The 18,781-nt window shown below is 63.4% G+C and carries 16 protein-coding genes; 8 read left to right on the plus strand and 8 right to left on the minus strand.

Annotation, left to right across the window (positions count from 1 at the left end; translation table 11 throughout):
- Positions 1 to 50 precede the first annotated feature (50 nt).
- The gene (locus JQ567_RS11940) at positions 51 to 974 is read left to right on the plus strand and encodes a DMT family transporter (RefSeq protein WP_212438989.1); all 924 of its coding nucleotides are present in this window, start codon (positions 51 to 53) and stop codon (positions 972 to 974) included.
- 3 nt (positions 975 to 977) lie between these two features.
- On the opposite strand, the gene JQ567_RS11945 is transcribed toward JQ567_RS11940, so the two are convergent.
- From JQ567_RS11945 to JQ567_RS11955, 3 genes are read right to left on the minus strand one after another with little or no spacing between them, the layout of a single operon-like run.
- The gene (locus JQ567_RS11945) at positions 978 to 2,537 is read right to left on the minus strand and encodes an MDR family MFS transporter (RefSeq protein WP_212438990.1); all 1,560 of its coding nucleotides are present in this window, start codon (positions 2,535 to 2,537) and stop codon (positions 978 to 980) included.
- Positions 2,538 to 2,539: 2 nt separating this feature from the next.
- On the minus strand, positions 2,540 to 3,706 hold the full coding sequence (locus tag JQ567_RS11950; protein WP_212438991.1) for an HlyD family secretion protein: 1,167 nt from the start codon (positions 3,704 to 3,706) through the stop codon (positions 2,540 to 2,542).
- Complete coding sequence (locus JQ567_RS11955; RefSeq protein WP_212438992.1) at positions 3,699 to 4,178, minus strand: MarR family winged helix-turn-helix transcriptional regulator; 480 nt, start codon at positions 4,176 to 4,178, stop codon at positions 3,699 to 3,701. The genes JQ567_RS11950 and JQ567_RS11955 overlap by 8 nt, the downstream gene beginning before the upstream one ends.
- 153 nt (positions 4,179 to 4,331) lie before the next feature.
- On the opposite strand from JQ567_RS11955, the gene JQ567_RS11960 reads away from it, so the two are divergent.
- Both JQ567_RS11960 and JQ567_RS11965 read left to right on the plus strand, forming a co-directional pair.
- Complete coding sequence (locus JQ567_RS11960; RefSeq protein ID WP_212438993.1) at positions 4,332 to 4,817, plus strand: Fur family transcriptional regulator; 486 nt, start codon at positions 4,332 to 4,334, stop codon at positions 4,815 to 4,817.
- Positions 4,818 to 4,848: 31 nt separating this feature from the next.
- On the plus strand, positions 4,849 to 5,790 hold the full coding sequence (locus tag JQ567_RS11965; RefSeq protein WP_212438994.1) for a DMT family transporter: 942 nt from the start codon (positions 4,849 to 4,851) through the stop codon (positions 5,788 to 5,790).
- Between the two features lie 210 nt (positions 5,791 to 6,000).
- On the opposite strand, the gene JQ567_RS11970 is transcribed toward JQ567_RS11965, so the two are convergent.
- Positions 6,001 to 6,867: a sulfurtransferase gene (locus JQ567_RS11970; protein WP_212438995.1), complete on the minus strand. Its 867-nt coding sequence runs from the start codon at positions 6,865 to 6,867 to the stop codon at positions 6,001 to 6,003.
- A gap of 267 nt (positions 6,868 to 7,134) precedes the next feature.
- On the opposite strand from JQ567_RS11970, the gene ispG reads away from it, so the two are divergent.
- The 3 genes from ispG to JQ567_RS11985 all read left to right on the plus strand — a co-directional run bounded on the left by ispG (position 7,135) and on the right by JQ567_RS11985 (position 12,231).
- Positions 7,135 to 8,418 (plus strand): flavodoxin-dependent (E)-4-hydroxy-3-methylbut-2-enyl-diphosphate synthase, encoded by a 1,284-nt coding sequence (gene ispG / locus JQ567_RS11975; RefSeq protein WP_212438996.1) that lies wholly within the window; start codon positions 7,135 to 7,137, stop codon positions 8,416 to 8,418.
- Between the two features lie 297 nt (positions 8,419 to 8,715).
- On the plus strand, positions 8,716 to 9,597 hold the full coding sequence (locus JQ567_RS11980; protein ID WP_212438997.1) for a TauD/TfdA family dioxygenase: 882 nt from the start codon (positions 8,716 to 8,718) through the stop codon (positions 9,595 to 9,597).
- A 1,293-nt stretch (positions 9,598 to 10,890) separates the two neighbouring features.
- On the plus strand, positions 10,891 to 12,231 hold the full coding sequence (locus JQ567_RS11985) for a Rieske 2Fe-2S domain-containing protein (RefSeq protein WP_212438998.1): 1,341 nt from the start codon (positions 10,891 to 10,893) through the stop codon (positions 12,229 to 12,231).
- Between the two features lie 161 nt (positions 12,232 to 12,392).
- Here JQ567_RS11985 and JQ567_RS11990 read toward each other — a convergent pair whose 3' ends face one another.
- A complete protein-coding gene (locus JQ567_RS11990; protein ID WP_212438999.1) occupies positions 12,393 to 14,000 on the minus strand; it encodes a Na+/H+ antiporter in 1,608 nt (535 codons plus the stop codon).
- Between the two features lie 68 nt (positions 14,001 to 14,068).
- Positions 14,069 to 14,443 (minus strand): nuclear transport factor 2 family protein, encoded by a 375-nt coding sequence (locus JQ567_RS11995; RefSeq protein ID WP_212439000.1) that lies wholly within the window; start codon positions 14,441 to 14,443, stop codon positions 14,069 to 14,071.
- 101 nt (positions 14,444 to 14,544) lie between these two features.
- Between JQ567_RS11995 and JQ567_RS12000 the strand changes: the two genes are divergently transcribed.
- On the plus strand, positions 14,545 to 14,985 hold the full coding sequence (locus tag JQ567_RS12000) for a GFA family protein (RefSeq protein ID WP_212439001.1): 441 nt from the start codon (positions 14,545 to 14,547) through the stop codon (positions 14,983 to 14,985).
- A gap of 210 nt (positions 14,986 to 15,195) precedes the next feature.
- Positions 15,196 to 16,992 carry a caspase family protein gene (locus JQ567_RS12005; protein ID WP_212439002.1) on the plus strand — a complete coding sequence of 599 codons (1,797 nt, stop codon included), beginning with the start codon at positions 15,196 to 15,198 and terminating at the stop codon, positions 16,990 to 16,992.
- An 8-nt stretch (positions 16,993 to 17,000) separates the two neighbouring features.
- Here the strand turns inward: JQ567_RS12005 and JQ567_RS12010 are convergent, their stop codons facing one another.
- Together JQ567_RS12010 and JQ567_RS12015 are read right to left on the minus strand one after the other, a co-directional pair.
- Positions 17,001 to 17,690, minus strand: coding sequence for a DUF1345 domain-containing protein (locus tag JQ567_RS12010; RefSeq protein WP_212439003.1), 690 nt, complete (start codon positions 17,688 to 17,690; stop codon positions 17,001 to 17,003).
- Position 17,691: 1 nt separating this feature from the next.
- Entirely contained in the window at positions 17,692 to 18,612 is a 921-nt protein-coding gene (locus tag JQ567_RS12015; RefSeq protein WP_192736443.1) for a polyprenyl synthetase family protein, read from the minus strand.
- Positions 18,613 to 18,781 lie beyond the last annotated feature (169 nt).

Here is an 18,781-nt window from a genome sequence, read left to right on the forward strand (position 1 = left end):
GGAGCGGCGGGGCGTGATCGCGCCGCCGGGAATGTCAGAAGCGATCGACCATGAGCGAACCACAAGCGGCAACAGGCGCGCGGACGCACGAAGTGCTGGGCCTGCTCGGCTTCCTCCTGGTCGCCACCGCCCAGGTCTCCAACATGATCCTGGCGCGCGGCGTGGCCGGCAGCGTTCCTCCGTTCTCGATCGCGTTCTTCCGCTGGAGCATCGTGGCGCTCGGCCTGCTGCCGGTCGTCGTGATGGCGCTGCGCGAGAAGCCCGCAGCGTTGCGCGGGCAGTGGCCGGGCATCGCGCTGGCCGGCTTTCTCGGCATGTTCATCTGCGGCGGTCCGGTCTATGTCGCCGGGATCACCACGTCGGCGATCAACCTCGCGCTGATCATGGCGCTGTCGCCGATCGCCGTGCTGCTGTTATCCTTTGCCACGGGGCGGGAATCCATTGCCCGCAGGCAAATCATTGGCATGGCGGTCGCGCTGGCCGGCGCGCTCTTGATCATCACCAAGGGACAGGCTTCGGTCGGGACGGGCCTCTCCACCGGCGATCTCCTGGCGCTGCTCGCGATGCTGGGCTGGGCCGGATACACCTTGATGCAAAATCGCGTCGGCCAGGGCGTCAGCTTCCTGGCGCGGATCGGCCTGTTCGCGGCGGCCGGCGCGCTGTTCTCGCTGCCGTTTGCGCTCCATGAGATCTGGCAGGCGCCATCAGCCGCCTTCACCGGCCGCGCCCTGCTGGTCTATTTGTTCGCGGGCCTCGTCCCCGGGCTGTTTGCCTATGCGGCCTATGCCTTTCTCGGCGCGCGCTTCGGCGCGGTATCGACTTCGCTCAGCCTCTATCTCGGCCCGATCGTCAGTGCTGCCCTGTCGATCCTCTTTCTCGGCGAGGCGCCGACAATCATCCATCTGATCGGCGGCGCGCTATCGCTTGGCGGCATGTATTTGTGTTTGCAGGCCAAACCAGGCGAGGCGAGATAGTCTCTATTCAATCACCGCATGGTCCGGCGCCACCGACTGGGCGCGCAGCGTCGCCTTGGTCGAACCGATCATGATGGCCAGCGGGATCGATACCAGAACGAACAGCATCACCAGCTGGTAGTCCTGCGAAAAGGCGATAATCTGCGACTGCGCCTTGACCATGGCGTCCGCCATGGCGCGGCCGGTGTCGGTGGTAAGATCGATCATGCCGCGCACATTGGGCATCTGCAGGGCGTGGTTGAACGGGTTGATATTTTCCGACAGCCCCGCATAGACCCGCCGCGATCCCTCGGTCAGCTGCGAGATCACGATCGAAATGCCGACCGAGCTCGCGACATTGCGCATCAATGTCAGCATCGAGGTGCCGTCGGTGCGCAGGTGATTGGGCAGCGTGAGGAACGCCACGGTGGACAGCGGCACGAACACCAGCCCAAATCCGAAACCCTGCAGCACGCTGATCGCGACGATCTCGGTGACGCCGGTTTGGTCGGTCCAGCCGGTCATGTAGAACAGCGAAATTGCCGTGATGCTGAGGCCGGTGATGATCAGGTTGCGCGCCTCGACAAAGCGCATCATTCGGCCGACCAGCATCATCGCGACGAAGGTGCCGCAGCCGCGGGTCGCCAGCAGCACGCCGGCGGTGATGATGGGATAGCCGATCACGTTCTGCAGGAACGGCGACGACAGCGCCATGGTCGAGAACAGCACCAGGCCCATGACCGCCATGAACACGCAGCCGCCGACGAAATTCTTGTCCTTGAACAGCGCGAACTGGATGAACGGCTTCGAGGTCGTGAACGAATGCGCCAGGAAATAATAGAAGCCGATGCCGGCGATGATGAACTCGGCGATGATCTCGTTGGATTCCAGCCAGCCGAGCTGCTCGCCGCGGTCGAGCGCCAGCTGCAGCGATCCGATCGCGACCGCGAGCGCCGTGAAGCCGAACCAGTCGAAGCGCAGGTCCTGGTCCTTTCCGGTCTCGTCCATGAAGATCACGAGGCCGAGCACGGTGAAGATGCCGAACGGCAAATTGACGAAGAACACCCAGTGCCAGGAATAGGTTTCGGTCAGCCACGCACCCAGTGAAGGGCCCATGATCGGGCCCATCATCACGCCCATGCCCCAGATCGCCATCGCCTTGGCGCGCTCATGCAGCGCGTAGGAATCCAGCATCACCGCCTGCGACAGCGGCACCAGTGCCGCGCCGAACACTCCCTGCAGCAAACGAAACAGCACCATCTGGTTGATGTCCTGCGCGAGGCCGCACAGCACGGAAGCAATCGTGAAGCCGCCCGAGCAGATGATGAAGATGCGCTTGCGGCCGAAGCGGTTGGCGATCCATCCCACCGGCGCGGTCATGATCGCGGCGGCGACGATATAGGAAGTCAGCACCCAGTTGATCTGGTCCTGCGAGGCCGACAGCGAACCCTGCATGTAAGGCAGCGCGACATTGGCGATGGTGGTGTCGAGCGCCTGCATGATGGTCGCCGTCATGGCGCAGATCGTCACCATGTTCCGGCGCAGGCCGGGAACCGCAGCTGGTGTCGGGCCCGGCGCCGGCATGGTCAGTCGGTTTCGTGGTTAGCCGCCGCCGGCGTCAGGCCGAGCAGGTGCGCGAGCGAGCGGCGGTGATTGGTGTCGATGCTGGCATAGACGCTCATGCCGGCTTTCAGCTTGCGGACAAACTTGTCGTTCTTGTCGAAATAGATCCGCACCGGGACGCGCTGCACCACCTTGACGAAATTGCCGGTGGCGTTCTGCGGCGGCAGGATCGCGAATTGCGCGCCGGTGCCGGGCGAGAGCGAGCCGACCGTGCCCTTGAACACGTGGTTAGGGAAGGCGTCGACGTCGAGCGTGACGCTCTGGCCGACCGCCACATAGGTGAAATCGGATTCCTTCGGATTGGCGTCGACCCAGGGGTTGGCGACGTCGATGATTGAAAATACCGGGCTGCCCGCCATCACGAATCGGCCGAGCTGGATCTGCTCGACTTGCGTCGCGACGCCGTTCATCGGCGCGCGCACGGTGGTCAAATCGAGGTTGCGCTGGGCGTCGTCGAGCGCGGCCTTGGCCTGCATGTAGGCCGGAAATGCTTCGAGCGGCAGCTCGGGATCGCCGAGCAGCTGGTTGAGCGCGTTGGATCGTTGTTGCGTGACCAACTGGCGCTGCGCCTGTGCCGTGACCAGGGTTGTGGCGCTGTTGTCGAGATCGAGCTGTGAACCGGCCTGGCTCTTGACCAGCGAATTCTTGCGCTCGACGTCCTTTTGCTTGAGCGCGATGCCGGCGTTGACCAGTTCGATGGTCTGTCCGTACAGCTTCACATTGGCGACAAGGGTGTCGTGGCTGACCTTGGCGTCGTCAAGTTTGGAGCGCGCCTGCGCCACCGCCAGCCGGAACGGCACCGGGTCGATCTGGAACAGGGTGTCGCCGGTCGAGACCTGCTGGCCTTCCTTCACGGTCACATTGATGATCTTGCCCGACACGTCCGACGTGATCAGAACCTTCTGCGCGCCGACATAGGCATCATCGGTGGTCACGTAGCGGCCGCCATTGAGATAGAAGGTGATGCCGGCCACCGCTGACACCAAGGGCAGCACCACCAGCAGCAGGAAACGGCGATAGCGGCGCATGCCGGCCATCAGCCGGCGGCGCGGCTCCGCGGCCAGCTTCGGGCGCGGCGCCTGTTCGGCGCCCTTCTGCTCGGGGGGAAATTTGAGCACGGGATCAGCCATAGCGCTGTTCCTTCCTGGGTGGTTCGCTGGGCGGATTCTGGACCGCGTTGCGAACGTTTTCCTTGATCAGATCGAGTTGCGACAGCAGGCGGTGGGCATCGGCGGGGTTGATGCCGTCGAGCGCGGTCGCGGTGAGTTCGGAGCGCAGCCCGGCGAGCTTGCCGAGCAGCGGCCGCGCGGCCTTCTTCAAATAGAGCCGGTTGACGCGGCGGTCGGTCTCGTCGCCGCGGCGCTCGATCCAGCCATTGTCGCAGAGCTTGTCGATCAATCGCGTCAGCGTGATCGGCTGCATTTCCATCAGTTCGGCGAGTTCCGTCTGCTTCAGGCCCTCGGATCGTTCGACCTTGGCCAAAACCGCCCATTGCGCGCGGGTGATGCCATAGCGCGCCGCCTGCTTGTCGGCATAGGCGCGCATCATCCGCTGCACTTCGCCGAGCGTAAACAGGAAGTTCATGTCCACGGAACCGCGCATCGCCAGCCTCCATAAGCTTTGGATATTATAAGCTTGCTTATGAATTCCGCATGCCGGGTTAAGTGTTACCAGCTCCGCCCTCAGAACATGGCTGGTGTCTGCGGAACCACCGGGCTTTGGGATTGGGCGCCAAAATGCTACAAACCTGACGCGATGACCCTGGCAAAACCCACCTTTCCCGCCCCCGACCACGATCACGGCCGCTGCGCCGCGGACGCGATCGCGCATGCCGAGCAGGTTTGCGCCAAGCGGGCGCAGAAATTCACCCCGATCCGGCGTCAGGTGCTGCAGGCGCTGCTGTCCAGCCACCGCCCGCTCGGGGCCTATGAGGTGATCGACGAACTCGCCAAGTCGATGCCGCGGCCGGCGCCGATCACGGTCTACCGCGCGCTGGATTTCCTGATGGAGAACGGCCTCGTCCATCGCATCGAAAGCCGCAACGCGTTTCTCGCCTGTGCGCACGACCATGACGAAACCTCGATGGTGGCGTTCCTGATCTGCGACCATTGCGGCTCGGTCGGCGAAATTCCCGCGGCCCCGGTTGCCCAAAGCCTCAATGCCGCAGCGCGCGCGTCCGGCTTTGCGCCAAAGCTTTCCGTCGTCGAGATTGCCGGCACCTGCGCGCATTGTCAGAAATAAGAACGCGGCGCCAAGCCGGCCACGAGGATAAATGTCGTCCAATCCTGTGATCTCTGCCGCCGGGCGTGCCCTCACCCCGGGCGCTATCGCCTTGATGCTGATGCTGTGCCTGAGCTGGGGTTTTAATCAGATCGCGGTGAAGCTGGTATTGCCGGACGTGCCGCCGATGCTGCAGGCTCTGGTCCGCTCGCTTGGCGCGTTGCCGGTGTTGCTGATCATCGGCTGGTTTCGCGGCGTCAGATTCTTCGAGCGCGACGGCACGCTGTGGCCGGGCGTGATTGCGGGCATGATCTTCGGCATCGAATTTGTGCTGATCTACCGCGGCTTGCTGCTGACGTCGGCGTCGCGGGCCGCGGTGTTTTTGTACACGGCGCCGTTCTTCGTCGCGCTCGGCTCCTATGTCTTTCTCGGCGAACGGCTGCGCGCCTCGCAATGGGGCGGACTCGCCTTGAGTTTCGCCGGTGTGGCGCTGGCGATCGGCGTGCCCCAGGCCAATGTCGATGCCAGGGTGTTGATGGGCGACTTGCTGATTGTCGCCGGCGGTGCGCTTTGGGCGACCACGACACTGATTGTCAAGGCGACCGCGCTGATCAAGGCGCCGGCGGAAAAAGGCCTCGGCTATCAGGTGGCGATCTCGATCCCGATTCTGGCGCTGGCGGCGTGGATTTCAGGCGAAACCATCACCCATGTTCCCGGACCGCTGTCGCTGGCGCTACTGGCCTATCAGGCGTTCTGGGTCGTGGGCCTGACGTTCCTGCTGTGGTTTGCGCTGGTGAAAACCTATTCGGCCAGCAAATTGTCGGCCTTCACCTTCATCACGCCGCTGTTCGGCGTGGTGGCCGCGTATTTCATCCTGCACGACACGCTGACGATCGCGTTTGGCGTCGCCGCGCTGCTGGTCATCGCCGGGCTCTATCTCGTCAACCGGCCGGAAGCGGCAAGGGCGGAGGTAGCGCCCGATCCGAACGTGTGAGGGTGTGGAGGTGGCGGCTACAATAACAAATGTCGTCGCCCGGCTTGACCGGGCGATCCAGTACGCTGCGGCTTCTCGGTTTCTATCATCAGCGTCTCTGGAATACTGGGTCGCCCGGGCGTAGGCGAGCGGAAGCGACGCCGTTCTTCGAACGGCTATGCCGGGCGATGACACCGGTGTGTGACGGCACCTCATTCCCACGAAGTTCCGCTAATCCGTCTCGATCGGCAGCGCCTCGTCCTTGGCCCACTCGCCCATCGAGGCGTCATAGAGGGTGAGGTTGTCGTAGCCGAGCCGGTGCAGCAGGAACAGATCGATCGTCGCCGAGATGCCGCCGCCGCAATAGGCGATCACCTGCTTGTCCTTGCGCAGGCCTTGCGTCGCAAATTTCGCTTCGGCGTCCGCAAGCAGCACGAAAACGCGCGTCGAGGGATCGAGCAAGGTTGCGGCCGACACGTTGCAACTGCCGGGAATCCGGCCGGGCCGCCCATAGCGGCTCGGCTCCAGGCCCTTGTGGAACTGCGGGCCGAGCGCATTGACGACCACGGCGCTGTGATCCCTGACAGCAGCGAGCACCTCGTCCTTGCCGACGAAGAAGCCGGGTCGCGGTTTTGCCGTGAAGGTCGCCTTCTTATATCCCTTGGCGGGCCCGGTCTCGATCTCTCGCTCCTCGGCCTTCCATTTGTCGAAGCAGCCATCGAGCACGGCGACATTGTCAAAGCCGAGCGATCTCAGCATCCACCAGAACCGCGTCGCCCACATCGGCGTGCCGATCGAATAGAGCACGACGCGGCTGTCCGCACTGATGCCGTGCCGCCCGAACGCCGCCTCGAGCTGCGCGATGTCAGGCATCATGAAGCGAAGCTCGATGCCCTGTCTGGAGAATTCGCCCTGCAGGTCGAGAAAATCCGCGCCCGGAATATGGCCTGCCGCGAAGGTCTGGTCGCCGGGCACCGCGATATAGGGCGCGGTGCTGCCCTCGGGCGCCGGTTCGAGATAGGTCGTGCAATCGAACAGCCGGAGATTGGGCCGATCGAGGATTCCGGCAAGTTCCACCGTGCTGATGAGCTCCGACATGCCTAAACCTCCCGTTATTTGAACAATGCTAGGGGTTGGAACGTCACATGAAAAGCCGGGCCGCCCCGCGCAGCTCGCCCTTTCAATCCGGCGATTCCTGTCCAATATAGCGGAGAGGGAAGGCTCGGGCGTAGATGACCAGCCTTCACCGCCATGACTTTCATAAGTCATTGAAAATACAGAGATAAAGCTAAAATTCGGATGCGGCCGCTTGGCCTGTCATCGTCCCCTTGGTGAATGTCACCAAAACCTGATATTCGAGACGCCATGAACAAGCCCGAAAAACCGCCGCAAGACGACGTCGCCGGCCCCAGCGCCCGGCATAAAACCACCCAGGTCATGGTCGGCAATATCGCCGTCGGCGGGGGTGCGCCGATCGTCGTGCAGTCGATGACCAACACCGACACCGCCGATATCGACGGCACCATCGCCCAGGTCGCCGCCCTCTCGCGCGCCGGCTCGGAGATGGTCCGGATCACGGTGGACCGCGAGGAGGCCGCCGCCGCCGTTCCGCACATCCGCGACGGCCTGCGCAAGCGCGGCATCACCACGCCCCTGATCGGCGATTTCCATTACATCGGCCACAAGCTCCTGGCGGATTATCCGGCCTGCGCCGAGGCGCTCGACAAATACCGCATCAATCCTGGCAATGTCGGCTTCAAGAACAAGCGCGACACCCAGTTTGCCGACATCATCGAGATCGCCAACAAGAACGACAAGCCGGTCCGCATCGGCGCCAATTGGGGTTCGCTCGACCAGGAACTGCTCACCAAGCTGATGGACGAGAACGCGCTGCTGCCAGCGCCAAAGGACGTCCGCGCTGTGACGCGCGAAGCCATGGTGCAGTCGGCGCTGCTGTCGGCCGCGCGTGCGCAAGAACTCGGCATGCCCAAGAACCGCATGATCCTGTCGGCGAAGGTTTCCGCTGTGCAGGATCTGATCTCGGTCTATCAGGTACTTGCCGAGCGATCGGATTACGCGATCCATCTCGGCCTCACCGAGGCCGGCATGGGATCGAAGGGCATCGTGGCGTCTTCGGCGGCGCTCGGCATCCTGCTGCAGCAAGGCATCGGCGACACCGTCCGCATTTCGCTGACGCCCGAACCCGGCGGCGATCGCACGCTGGAAGTTCAGGTCGCGCAGGAACTGCTGCAGACCATGGGCTTCCGCACCTTCGTGCCGCTGGTCGCGGCATGCCCCGGCTGCGGCCGCACCACCTCGACCACGTTCCAGGAACTGGCGCGCTCGATCCAGGATTTCATCAGGGAAGAGATGCCGGGCTGGAAGACGCAATATCCCGGCGTTGAAGCGCTGAACGTCGCGGTGATGGGCTGCATCGTCAACGGCCCCGGCGAATCCAAGCACGCCAATATCGGCATCTCGCTGCCCGGCACCGGCGAAGCCCCGGCCGCCCCGGTGTTCGTCGACGGCAAGAAGTTTCGCACCCTGCGCGGCCCTTCCATCGCCGCCGACTTCAAGGCGCTGGTGATCGACTATATCGATCAGCGTTATGGCGCGAATGCCAAGACGCCGGTGACGGCGGCGGAATAGCCATCGGTGTCGTCCCGGCGAACGCTCAGATGCGCAATTGCGCATCGGGGGACCCATACCGCGTTGTGCTATCGGCTCAAGCAAGGTCGCCGACACCGCCTGTAACACCAAGTTCAGTGGTTATGGGTCCCGGCTCAAGGCCGGGACGACGAAAATTGAAATCTTGCGAGTTCGTAGCCCGGGTGAAGCAAAGCGAAACCCGGGGCTCTCTCCCAAGCTGACGTGCCGTTCCCGGGTTGCGCTTCGCTGCACCCGGGCTACGATGCTCCCAATCAATAATGATTGGGAGAAACGCCCATGAGTTCGCTTTCCAGCAAGCAGGGACCCCGCTATCGGCACATCGCCGGCGAGAGCGAGCCCTATGAGACCATCGGCGTCGAGAAGCTGACCCCGATCATCGGCGCGGAGATTTCGGGCGTCGATCTCGCTGGCTCGCTGTCGAACCGCACGATGGACGAAATCCATCGCGCGCTCGCCGAAAACCTCGTGATCTTCTTTCGCGACCAGCACATCACGCCGCAGCAGCATCTGGCGTTCGGCCGGCAGTTCGGCGAGCTGCATATTCATCCGGCGGCGCCACATGAGGGCGACGATCCCGCGTTGATGAAGATCTACGCCGACAAGGATTCACCGCGCGCCAATGGCGAGGGCTGGCACACCGATGTGTCCTGCGACGTCGAACCGCCGATGGGCTCGATCCTCTACATCAGGCAGTGCCCGCCGCGCGGCGGCGACACGCTGTTTGCCAACATGTATGCCGCCTACGAATCGCTGTCGGACCGCATGAAGGCCTATCTCGACGGCCTCACCGCGCTGCATGACGGCGAGCAGACCTATCGCGGGCTCTACGCCAATTACGGCGTTGCCGACCGCCCGGAATATCCACGCGCCGAGCATCCGGTCGTGCGTACGCATCCGGTGACCGGCAAGAAGGCGCTCTACGTCAACCGCGGTTTTACGCGCTTCCTGATCGGCGTTCCCCGCGACGAGAGCGATGCGATGCTCGCCTATCTCTATCAGCACGCCGAAAATCCGCTGTTCCAGTGCCGCTTCCGCTGGACCGAAAACGCCATCGCGTTCTGGGACAACCGCTGCGCCCAGCACCGCGCGATGTGGGATTACTGGCCGCATACCCGTTCGGGCACGCGCGTGACGGTGAAGGGCGAACGGCCGGTGTGAGCGCCGACGTTCGGCTAGAGCGTTTTCAAGCGAAGTGGACACCGGTTCGCGTGTAGAAAACGCGTCAAAACAAGAGTCTGCGTTGAACAAGAAAAAGCCCCGGACGATGCCGGGGCCTTTGATTGTCGGGGGAAGCGCCGCTCAGTACTTGGCGACGATCGGGCCGCCGAACTTGTAGTTCACGCCGACGCGCGCAATGTGATCGGTGAACTTGTGAGCGAGTTTCTTCACCACGAGATTTCCTTACATTCCAAAAAGGCGCGATGATCTAAATTACCAACGGACAGCCGGCTTCGTCTGTGACCCGAGTGCAACGGTAGCGGAAAAGTTGTCCCGCCTGGCGGGAATGGCGGGGAGATACAAGGAATGATTGTGGTCGTCGAAATGGCGAACGCGCAATCCTGAGGCAACAAAAAGCCCCGGCGTCGCCGGGGCTTTTCATGCGGGCTCCGGCGCACGGGCGACGGTGAAGGCGAGCGGCCGTTGTAGCTGACTTCTCCGTCATTGCGAGCCACCGGGCGCGCATTCGCGCGACCCGGTGGCTCGCAATGACGATGTGGAGACAATAGCCGCGACAACTCAGCCCGACGGGCAAATCAGTTCCGATTTTCGGAAGTCGTGTCAAGCCCTGAAATAAAAAATATTTCGCTTTTCCAGAAGGCAAATCAGGGGCATATGTTTGGCCATCCCGTCCCACTCAGAGGGCGTCGGCCGTCGTCACGGACGTTGGACGGGTTGCGGTGGACGCTGATGTTGCGATTGACGATCGTGGCTGAAGCGTACGGCGAAGTCGTGTGGTCCTGGCGCCCCGTTGCTGGCGTCACGTCCGTGAGGAGCCAAACGCTTCTTGCGGGCAATGGTGGCAAGAAAGCCCGTTCACCAGGGAGAGCTCGATATAAGCCGTAAAGCCATTGCGCAGGGAAGGCCGGGTGTTCTCCGCTGGACCTGTATGCTCGTGTGCACTTTGTTTTGTGCAAACCGCACGCGAGACCGCGGGTGCAGCGCGCACCCGGTCTTCCCTGCGCCCTCTCATTTCGGGGCGAAACGATTTGCAAAACTTCGGGCGCATTGCGTCGCGAGAACGCGAAGGCGCGTCTTCCAACCGCAACTGTCATCGCCCGCGAAGGCGGGCGATCCAGTATTCCAGAGACGCCGATGATAGAACCGATAAGCCGCGGCGTACTGGATCACCCGCCTTCGCGGGTGATGACAACCACTAACACTCGCGTTGACGCCCCGCGCAACCTGCGCCAAGCTTGCTCAAAACCAAAACAAAACTCCGGAGGTCACGCCATGCTCCGCGCCGAAGACAACGCCTTCCTGACCGAAAGCGGTGCGGGAACGGGGATGGGCGAATTGCTGCGCCGGTTCTGGATGCCGGTGCTGCTGTCGGCGGAATTGCCTGAGGCTGACGGCACGCCGAAGAAGATCATGGTCATGGGCGAGGAACTGCTGGCCTTCCGCGACACGCGCGGCGTGGTCGGCGTGATCGATCAATATTGTCCGCACCGCGGCGCCAATCTCTGGCTCGGCCGCAACGAGGAGTGCGGCATCCGCTGCGTCTATCATGGCTGGAAGTTCGACACGTCAGGCAATTGCGTCGACATGCCGACCTCTTATCCCGACCTGAATGCAAAGGACCTGATCAAGATCAGGTCCTATCCGGTGCGCGAATGGGGCGACATGATCTGGGCCTATATGGGCCCGGCGGATCAGGTGCCGGAATTGCCCGCGCTCGAAATGGCGCTGGTGCCGGCCTCGCACCGCTACGTCACCAAGAAATGGCAGGATTGCAACTGGGTGCAGGCGCTGGAAGGCTCGATCGATACCGCGCACTTCACCTTCGCGCATTTGAGCTTCGAGAAGGAAGAGAACGAGATCCTCGACATCAAGAAGCATTTTGTGAATCCGCTCACACGGGTTGCGACCGACCATATGCGCTGGATCGCCGAGGACCCGCGCCCTGTGATCAAGATCAGCCCGCACGCGGCCGGCCTCACCGTCGCCGGCGGGCGGCTCACCGGGTCCGACAACATCTACTGGCGCATCGCCCAGTTCCTGATGCCGGTGCATGCCTATGCGCCGAGTTCGATGCCGGGCGAGAACATTTTCGGCCAGAGTTTTGTACCGGTCACCGATACCAGTTGCTGGATCTACACCTATGCGTGGAATCCGGAGCGGCCGCTGACGCAAGCCGAGCGCGCCGGCTACGACCGCGGCAACGGCGTGATGTCGGAGGTCGACGAGAATTACATTCCGCTGCGCAACAAGGCCAACGACTATCTGATCGATCGCAAGCTGCAGAAGACCAAAAGCTACACCGGCATCAAGGGCGTCTCCGAACAGGACGCCGCGGTGCAGGACAGCCAGGGTCCGATTGCCGACCGGACGCGAGAACATCTCGGCCCGACTGATTTGGGCATCATGCATTTCCGCAAACTGGTGATGGAGGCCGCCCGCGCGCTGCAGCAGGGCGAGGCACCGCCGCATGTCGCGCGACAGGACCGCTACACCGTACGCTCCGGCGCCTGCGTCACCAGCAAGACGAAAGACCTCACCGCCGTGATGATCGAGCGCTTCGGCGATGCGGCGGGGTTCGTCGGCGGTCCCGGGCGGAATGTTGCGGCGGAGTAGGGTGGGCTGCTTGTCTCGTGTCGTCCCGGCGAACGCCGGGACCCATACGCCGCGGCCGGTGTTGTTGAAAAAGAAAGACAACGATCAGCGTGTAAAAACAATGATCGCCGGTGGCTATGGGTCCCGGCGTTCGCCGGGACGACGTGTGGATAGATGCGGGCCTACAGCGGAATCCTCCGATACTCCCGATTGCTCAAACTCGCTTCCTCCAGGTCGAGATCGCGCTCGATCCGCCGCCTCGTCTCGTCGGTGATCTTGCCGTCGCGCAGCAAGGCGTGAATGAATTTCCGCTCCGTCGAGATCAGCTCGCGTGTCAGTTCGGTGCCGGCCGCCGAGGCGTCCTCCACGTCGGGATCGAACGAATCGGGCAGCTGGTTGGTGCGGGATTCGTGCCGTGCGCGGAGCAGCTTGACGACTTCGTCGGTCAATTCGCGGTCGTTGGTGATCGCATCGAGCGATTTGAGTGCGGCATCGAGCGCCTCGCGCCGTGCCGCGATTTCGGCTTCGTGCTCGGCGATATGTTCGTCGCGGCCGGCCTGCGTCAACCCGAGCCAACGCACCACCAGCGGCAGGCCTGACCCCAGTCCGACCAGGGTGATGAAAATGACGCCGAAGGAAACGAACAGGATCAGGTCGCGATGCGGGAACGCGTCGCCATTCGGCAGCGCAAACGGCAGCGCCAGCGCCGCGGCAAGCGACACCGCGCCGCGCACGCCGGTGAAGGCGATCACGAACGTGTTTCGCCACGGAGGACTGGGATCGCGCGCCCGCAGGCGCGGGTTCAGCAGGCGCGGTAGATAGATGGCAGGAAAGACCCAGGCGAACCGCGCGACGATCACGATGACCGTGACCAGCGCGGTGGCGAACAGGATCTCGTCCAGCGGAAACGCCTTCGATTTCTCGAACAGCGAGCGCATCTGGAAGCCGGTCAGCAAAAACAGAAAACCCTCGACCAGATAGATCACGAGGTCCCAGAAGAAGATGCCTTGCAGGCGCGTGGCCGACGAAATCAGCAGCGGCCCGTTCCAACTCATATACAGCCCGCAGGCGACGGTCGCGATCACGCCGGAACCGCCGAGATGGTGCGGAATCCAGAAGGCGAGATAGGGCGTGATCAGCGACAGCGTGATCTCGACCTGCGGATCGCGCGCGCGGTGGCGCATGCGCAGGCTGAGCCAGCCCACCGCAAGACCGAACAGCAACTCGCCGACGACGATGACAGCGAACGTGCCGGTGGCCTTCGGCAGCGAGAACATGCCGGTCAGGATCGCCGCGACCGCGAAGCGATAGAGGATCAGCGCGGTCGCATCGTTGACCAGGCCCTCGCCCTCGAGCACGACCAGGATCCGGCGCGGCATGCCGAGCTTGCGGGCAATCGCCAGCGGCGCCACCACGTCGGGCGGTGCGACGATGGCCCCGAGCAGAAAGCCGACGGTCCATGGCAGCCCGATCAGGTAATGCGTCGCCGCGGCGACCGCGAAGGCGGTGAAAATCACGCAGCCGACCGCCAGCAGCGTGATCGGGCGGAGGTTGAATTTGAATTCACGCCAGCTCATGGCGACGCTGGCCGAATAGATCAGCGGCGGCAGCACCACCAGCAGCACCAGTTCCGGCGGCAGTTCGATCGACGGCATGCCCGGCACGAAGGCGAGCACGATGCCGACGAGCATCATCAGGATCGCCGACGCGACATTGATTCGCCGCGCCAGCAGGGCGGTGCCTGCCAGCACGGCGAGCAGGATCAGAAAGATCTGAAATTTGGCGTCCATGATCTCCCCAATTCGCAGGGAAACCCCTCGGACGTCAATCCGGTCGGATGGACCCGCGGACGGGGAGGCTACCCGCGCAGATCGTAGCGGTAGGACTTCGAGACGATCTTCCAGCCGTCCGAGAGCTTCATCGCCACCAGATAGTCGGTGAAGTAACGCGGCGGCAATTGGCAGCGCACCTTGATGAAGGCGGTGGACTCGTCCGAGCGGTCGATGGTGACGATGAAGTCCTCGCGCGGCTTGCCTTCAGCCTTGGCTGACGGGCGCTTGCGGACGCGATCCAGCCAGTCCGGCACGGTCAGCACCTGCAATTCGCCCTTCTCCACCCAGCGCAAATCGGCGGTGGGATCGAAGATGGCGCCGAGCTTGTCGGCATTGCCTTCGTACAGGCCGTCGAAATAATTCTGGACGACGGCTTCGACGCTCGATCGGTCTTCGCTCACAATAGTCCTCCCCAGGATGCAGGATTGTTCGAGTTGAAGTAAGCCACGAACAGATGCATTGCGCTATGGATGAGTTCAAGACCGCAGCAGGGAATTGAATCATGACGGGTTCAGCGAATTCGAATGCTCGCATTCTGACCGGAGAATGCTTCTGCGGCGCGGTGCGTTACGCCGTGGCCGATTCATTCGAATATGCCCTCAATTGCCATTGTTCGAATTGCCGGCGGACCACCGGTTCGGCGTTCAAGCCGTTTGCCGGCATCGCGCGCGACAGGCTCAGTATCACCGCGGGTGACGACAATGTGATGATCCATGGCGACGATGCCGGTCATAACGCGCACTGTCGGCGATGCGGCTCCTTGCTCTATTCGGTGGTGCGCGACGGCGCCTTCGTCCATGTCGCGATGGGTACGCTGGTCGATGCTCCCTCGATCCGCCCGTCCGCCCACATCTTCGTGGGTTCCAAGGCGCCCTGGTTCTCCATCACCGACGATTTGCCGCAGTACCAAGGTCACGTTGTCCGGGCTGAACGCCCGGAATAGGCGTAGCAATTGGTGGAACGAGGCCGGTCGGATGAGCCCGGCGTCAAACATGACCGGCCAACGGGCGAACCCGTGGCCTGTTTGCCGGATTGGCAGTAAAATGGCGGCGCGATCCGGGTCGATGCGGTTCGTGACCCAACTCACAAAGCCCGGCCCTATGCCCATGATAGGCATATCCGGTGCGAAAAAGTGCGAGGCTCCGGAAGCGTCATGATCAGGTCTGGATCTCTGAAATTGCATCGATGGGTGCTTGCCGCCGCAGCGCTGCTGGCTGTGTGCCAGCCGGCGTTTGCCGAGAAGCGCGTCGCCCTGGTGCTTGGCAATTCCGCCTACAGGAATGTCCCGCAGCTTGCCAATCCGGTTAACGACAGCGCCAAGATCGCCGCGACGCTGAAGGATGCCGGCTTCGATGTCGTCGATTCCCGCCGCGATCTCCCCGCGGCCGAAACCCGGCGCGCGCTGCGCGACTTCGCCGACCGTGCCCGGGATGCCGACATCGCCGTCGTCTATTACGCCGGCCACGGCATCGAGGTGGACGGCTCGAATTATTTGATTCCGGTGGATGCAAAACTGGAGCGCGATACGGACGTTTACGATGAGGCCCTGTCGCTGGATCGCGTGCTGATCGCGATCGAGCCGGCCAAGAAATTGCGGCTCGTCATTCTCGACGCCTGCCGGGACAATCCGTTTGCCAAGACCATGAAGCGGACCGTGGCCTCGCGCGCGATCGGGCAGGGCCTGGCCAAGGTCGAGCCGAGCAGCCCGAACGTGCTGATCGCCTATTCGGCCAAGGCCGGATTCACCGCGGCCGATGGCGACGGCCAGAATAGCCCGTTTACAGCAGCGCTGTCGCGCCATATCGCGACGCCGGGGCTCGACGTGCGCCGGGCTTTCGGATTTGTCCGCGACGAAGTGCTCAAGACCACCGGCAACCGGCAGGAGCCGTTTGTCTATGGTTCGCTGGGCGGCGAAGACGTGCCGCTGGTGCCGGCTCCGCCGAAGGCGGCGCCAGCAGCGGCAGTTGCTCCGGCGCCCGCACTCAGCGCGCAGGCCGAAGCCCGCCGTGACTACGAACTGGCGCTTCAGCTCGGCAACAAGAACGCGCTCGATGCCTTCCTCAAGCAATATCCCGACGGCTTCTATGCCAGCCTCGCCAAGCTGCAGCTCGACAAGATCGCCGCCGAGGAAATCCGCATCGCCGCAACCGAGAAGGCGCGGTTGGCCGAACAGGAGCGGGCGCGGCTTGTCGCCGAAGGGGCTCAGAGATCGGAGCAGTCGAGGGCCGAGGCTGATGTCAGGGCCGCCGAGCAGGCGCGCATCGCCGCCGAAAAGGCCAAGCAAATTGCCCAGGACCAGGCCGCGGCGGCCGAACAGAAGCGCCTCGCGGCCGAAGCACCCGCGCCCGCCAAGGAACCTGTCAAGGAAAAGGCCGTCAATCTCGCGGCCCTGCCCCCCGCATCGGCGCCGGCCGACATCACCAGATCGGTGCAGGCCGAGCTGCGCCGTGTCGGCTGCCTGACCGGCGCCGCCGATGGCGACTGGAACGCGGCTTCGCAGCGCTCGCTGACGCTGTTCAACCGCTACGCCGGAACCAGGCTTGATGCCAAAGTGGCCAGCGTCGACACGCTCGATGTGATCAAGCTGAAGCCGTCACGCGTCTGCCCGCTGGTCTGCGAACATGGCTTCAGGGCCGATGGCGACCGCTGCAGCAAGATCACTTGCGCCCAGGGTTGGGTGCTCAACGACGACAATGAATGCGAAAAGCGCCGCGTCAACAAGCCGGTGGCCAAGCGCGATACCGATGATCGCCCCGAGCGACCGGTTCGGGAACGGCCACGGCCCGAGGTCAGTGCACCCAGGCCTCAAGTCTCCGGCCGGGCATCTGGCCAGGTCGTATGCGATCAGGCCGGCTGCCGTTCCGTGAGCGCCGGCTGTCGCGTCGAATACAGGGCGTTTGGCGCCGGCGGCCCCTATCCGAGCGGCGGCAATGTCGAGGTGTGTCGCTGAAAGGCCAGCTAGATCGCACTCGCGGCGATATTGACCATCAGCGCGACCAGCGCGGTATTGAACACGAACGAAATGATGCCGTGAACGGTCGCGGTGCGGCGGATGATCTTGTCGGTGATCCCGACATCGGAAACCTGCGCGGTCATCCCGATCACGAACGAGAAATAGACGAAATCCCAGTAATCGGCGTCTTCATGCTGGTCGCCGCTCGGGAACTGCAGGCCGCCCGGTTTGCCGCCGCGGTAATACTCATGCGCGTAGTGCAGCGAGAACGCCGTGTGTACCGCCGCCCATGACAGGGCGATGGTCACCGTCGCCAGCACCAGTCCCGGCGCGCTGCGGTTCGAGGCGCCGAGTTCGAACACGATGGCGGCGATGCTGGCAAACGCGCCGAGCGCCGTCAGCAGCAGAATCAGGAAACGGCCGTCGTCCTGCAGCGCCGCATTGCGGCGGATGTGCAAAATGCCGCTGCGAAGCACCATGGTGAAAACCAGCACCAGATACAGTGCGACGAAGATATCCCAGCTGACCAGCAGCCGCGTTACCAGCCGCAGTGAGCCCGGCAGCAAAAAGAACGCAACGATACCGACTGCGATCGCGATGAAGGTGCGTGGCCGCCCATAGACCACACGGAGCAGAACCGGCTTTTTCCTGAACCGGTCGACGAGCTCGTCGAGTTCCTTCTTCTGCGATGGCACGTCAGCTCTTGCGATCGGCGACGAAGCGCGACGCGGCCTTCAGCACGTCACCCTTGGCGCCGAAGATCGACAGCGCGGAATCCGCGCGCGCCAGCAAGTCGCGCACGCGCTGCTTGGCGCCGTCGATGCCGAGCTGGGTGACGAAGGTGGTCTTGCCGAGGGCCGCATCGGCGCCGGCCGGCTTGCCGAGGGCTGCGGCGTCGCCTTCGACGTCGAGCAGATCGTCGGCGATCTGGAACGCCTCGCCGAGCGCGCGGCCGTAATCGTCGAGCGCCTGATATTCCTGTTGCGTGGACTGGCCGAGGATCGCGCCGGCGATGCAGCCATAGCGCAGCAGCGCGCCGGTCTTCATCTGCTGAAGCCGCGCCACGTCGACCGGCTCGCGGTCGCCGAACCGGCCTTCGCCGGCGAGGTCGAGTATTTGTCCACCGACCATGCCGCCGATCCCTGAGGCGCGGGCGAGCGCACGGGTCAGCAGCAGGCGCACGGTGGGATCGGAATGAATCTCGTCGCGTGTCACGATGTCGAACGCCAGCGTCAGCAGGCCGTCACCGGCGAGGATCGCGGTGGCGTCGTCGGTCTTCTTGTGCAGCGTCGGCCGGCCGCGGCGCAGGTCGCTGTTGTCCATCGCCGGCAGATCGTCATGGATCAGCGAATAGCAGTGGATGCATTCGAGCGCGGCGCCGGCCAGCAGCGCGGCGTCACGCGGAACGCCGAACACGGCCGAACTCTCGACCACCAGAAACGGCCGCAGGCGCTTGCCGCCGCCGAGGCTTGAATAGCGCATCGCGTCCATCAGCCGCTTCGGCCGCGCGATCTCGTCTGATAACAGCGTATCCGACAGCAGCTTCGCCAGCAGGGCCTCGGTATCTTCGGCGGTCTGATCCAATCGTTTGGTAAAATCGGCAGTGGCGGTCGTCATTTAAGAATGGCTCCAGATCAATTTTGCCGGACAATCGTTGATGGCACGGCGTCAGTCAATTCCGCTTCCCGGCCCGAAACGCCTTAAAAGCGCTGGAAAACCCACGAAATATCATGGTGATGTCACCTATTAAGGGGTCTCTTGACCGATCCTTACGCCGGCTGGGCTG

The sequence above is a fragment of the Bradyrhizobium sp. AUGA SZCCT0431 genome (assembly GCF_018131065.1).
Classification (GTDB): domain Bacteria; phylum Pseudomonadota; class Alphaproteobacteria; order Rhizobiales; family Xanthobacteraceae; genus Bradyrhizobium.

Bases quoted from the DNA above. Each gene is read 5' to 3' on its own strand.
- JQ567_RS11940 (WP_212438989.1), top strand. From the start codon at position 51: ATGAGCGAACCACAAGCGGCAACAGGCGCGCGGACGCACGAAGTGCTG.
- JQ567_RS11945 (WP_212438990.1), bottom strand. From the start codon at position 2,537: ATGCCGGCGCCGGGCCCGACACCAGCTGCGGTTCCCGGCCTGCGCCGG.
- JQ567_RS11950 (WP_212438991.1), bottom strand. From the start codon at position 3,706: ATGGCTGATCCCGTGCTCAAATTTCCCCCCGAGCAGAAGGGCGCCGAA.
- JQ567_RS11955 (WP_212438992.1), bottom strand. From the start codon at position 4,178: ATGCGCGGTTCCGTGGACATGAACTTCCTGTTTACGCTCGGCGAAGTG.
- JQ567_RS11960 (WP_212438993.1), top strand. From the start codon at position 4,332: ATGACCCTGGCAAAACCCACCTTTCCCGCCCCCGACCACGATCACGGC.
- JQ567_RS11965 (WP_212438994.1), top strand. From the start codon at position 4,849: ATGTCGTCCAATCCTGTGATCTCTGCCGCCGGGCGTGCCCTCACCCCG.
- JQ567_RS11970 (WP_212438995.1), bottom strand. From the start codon at position 6,867: ATGTCGGAGCTCATCAGCACGGTGGAACTTGCCGGAATCCTCGATCGG.
- ispG (WP_212438996.1), top strand. From the start codon at position 7,135: ATGAACAAGCCCGAAAAACCGCCGCAAGACGACGTCGCCGGCCCCAGC.
- JQ567_RS11980 (WP_212438997.1), top strand. From the start codon at position 8,716: ATGAGTTCGCTTTCCAGCAAGCAGGGACCCCGCTATCGGCACATCGCC.
- JQ567_RS11985 (WP_212438998.1), top strand. From the start codon at position 10,891: ATGCTCCGCGCCGAAGACAACGCCTTCCTGACCGAAAGCGGTGCGGGA.
- JQ567_RS11990 (WP_212438999.1), bottom strand. From the start codon at position 14,000: ATGGACGCCAAATTTCAGATCTTTCTGATCCTGCTCGCCGTGCTGGCA.
- JQ567_RS12000 (WP_212439001.1), top strand. From the start codon at position 14,545: ATGACGGGTTCAGCGAATTCGAATGCTCGCATTCTGACCGGAGAATGC.
- JQ567_RS12005 (WP_212439002.1), top strand. From the start codon at position 15,196: ATGATCAGGTCTGGATCTCTGAAATTGCATCGATGGGTGCTTGCCGCC.
- JQ567_RS12015 (WP_192736443.1), bottom strand. From the start codon at position 18,612: ATGACGACCGCCACTGCCGATTTTACCAAACGATTGGATCAGACCGCC.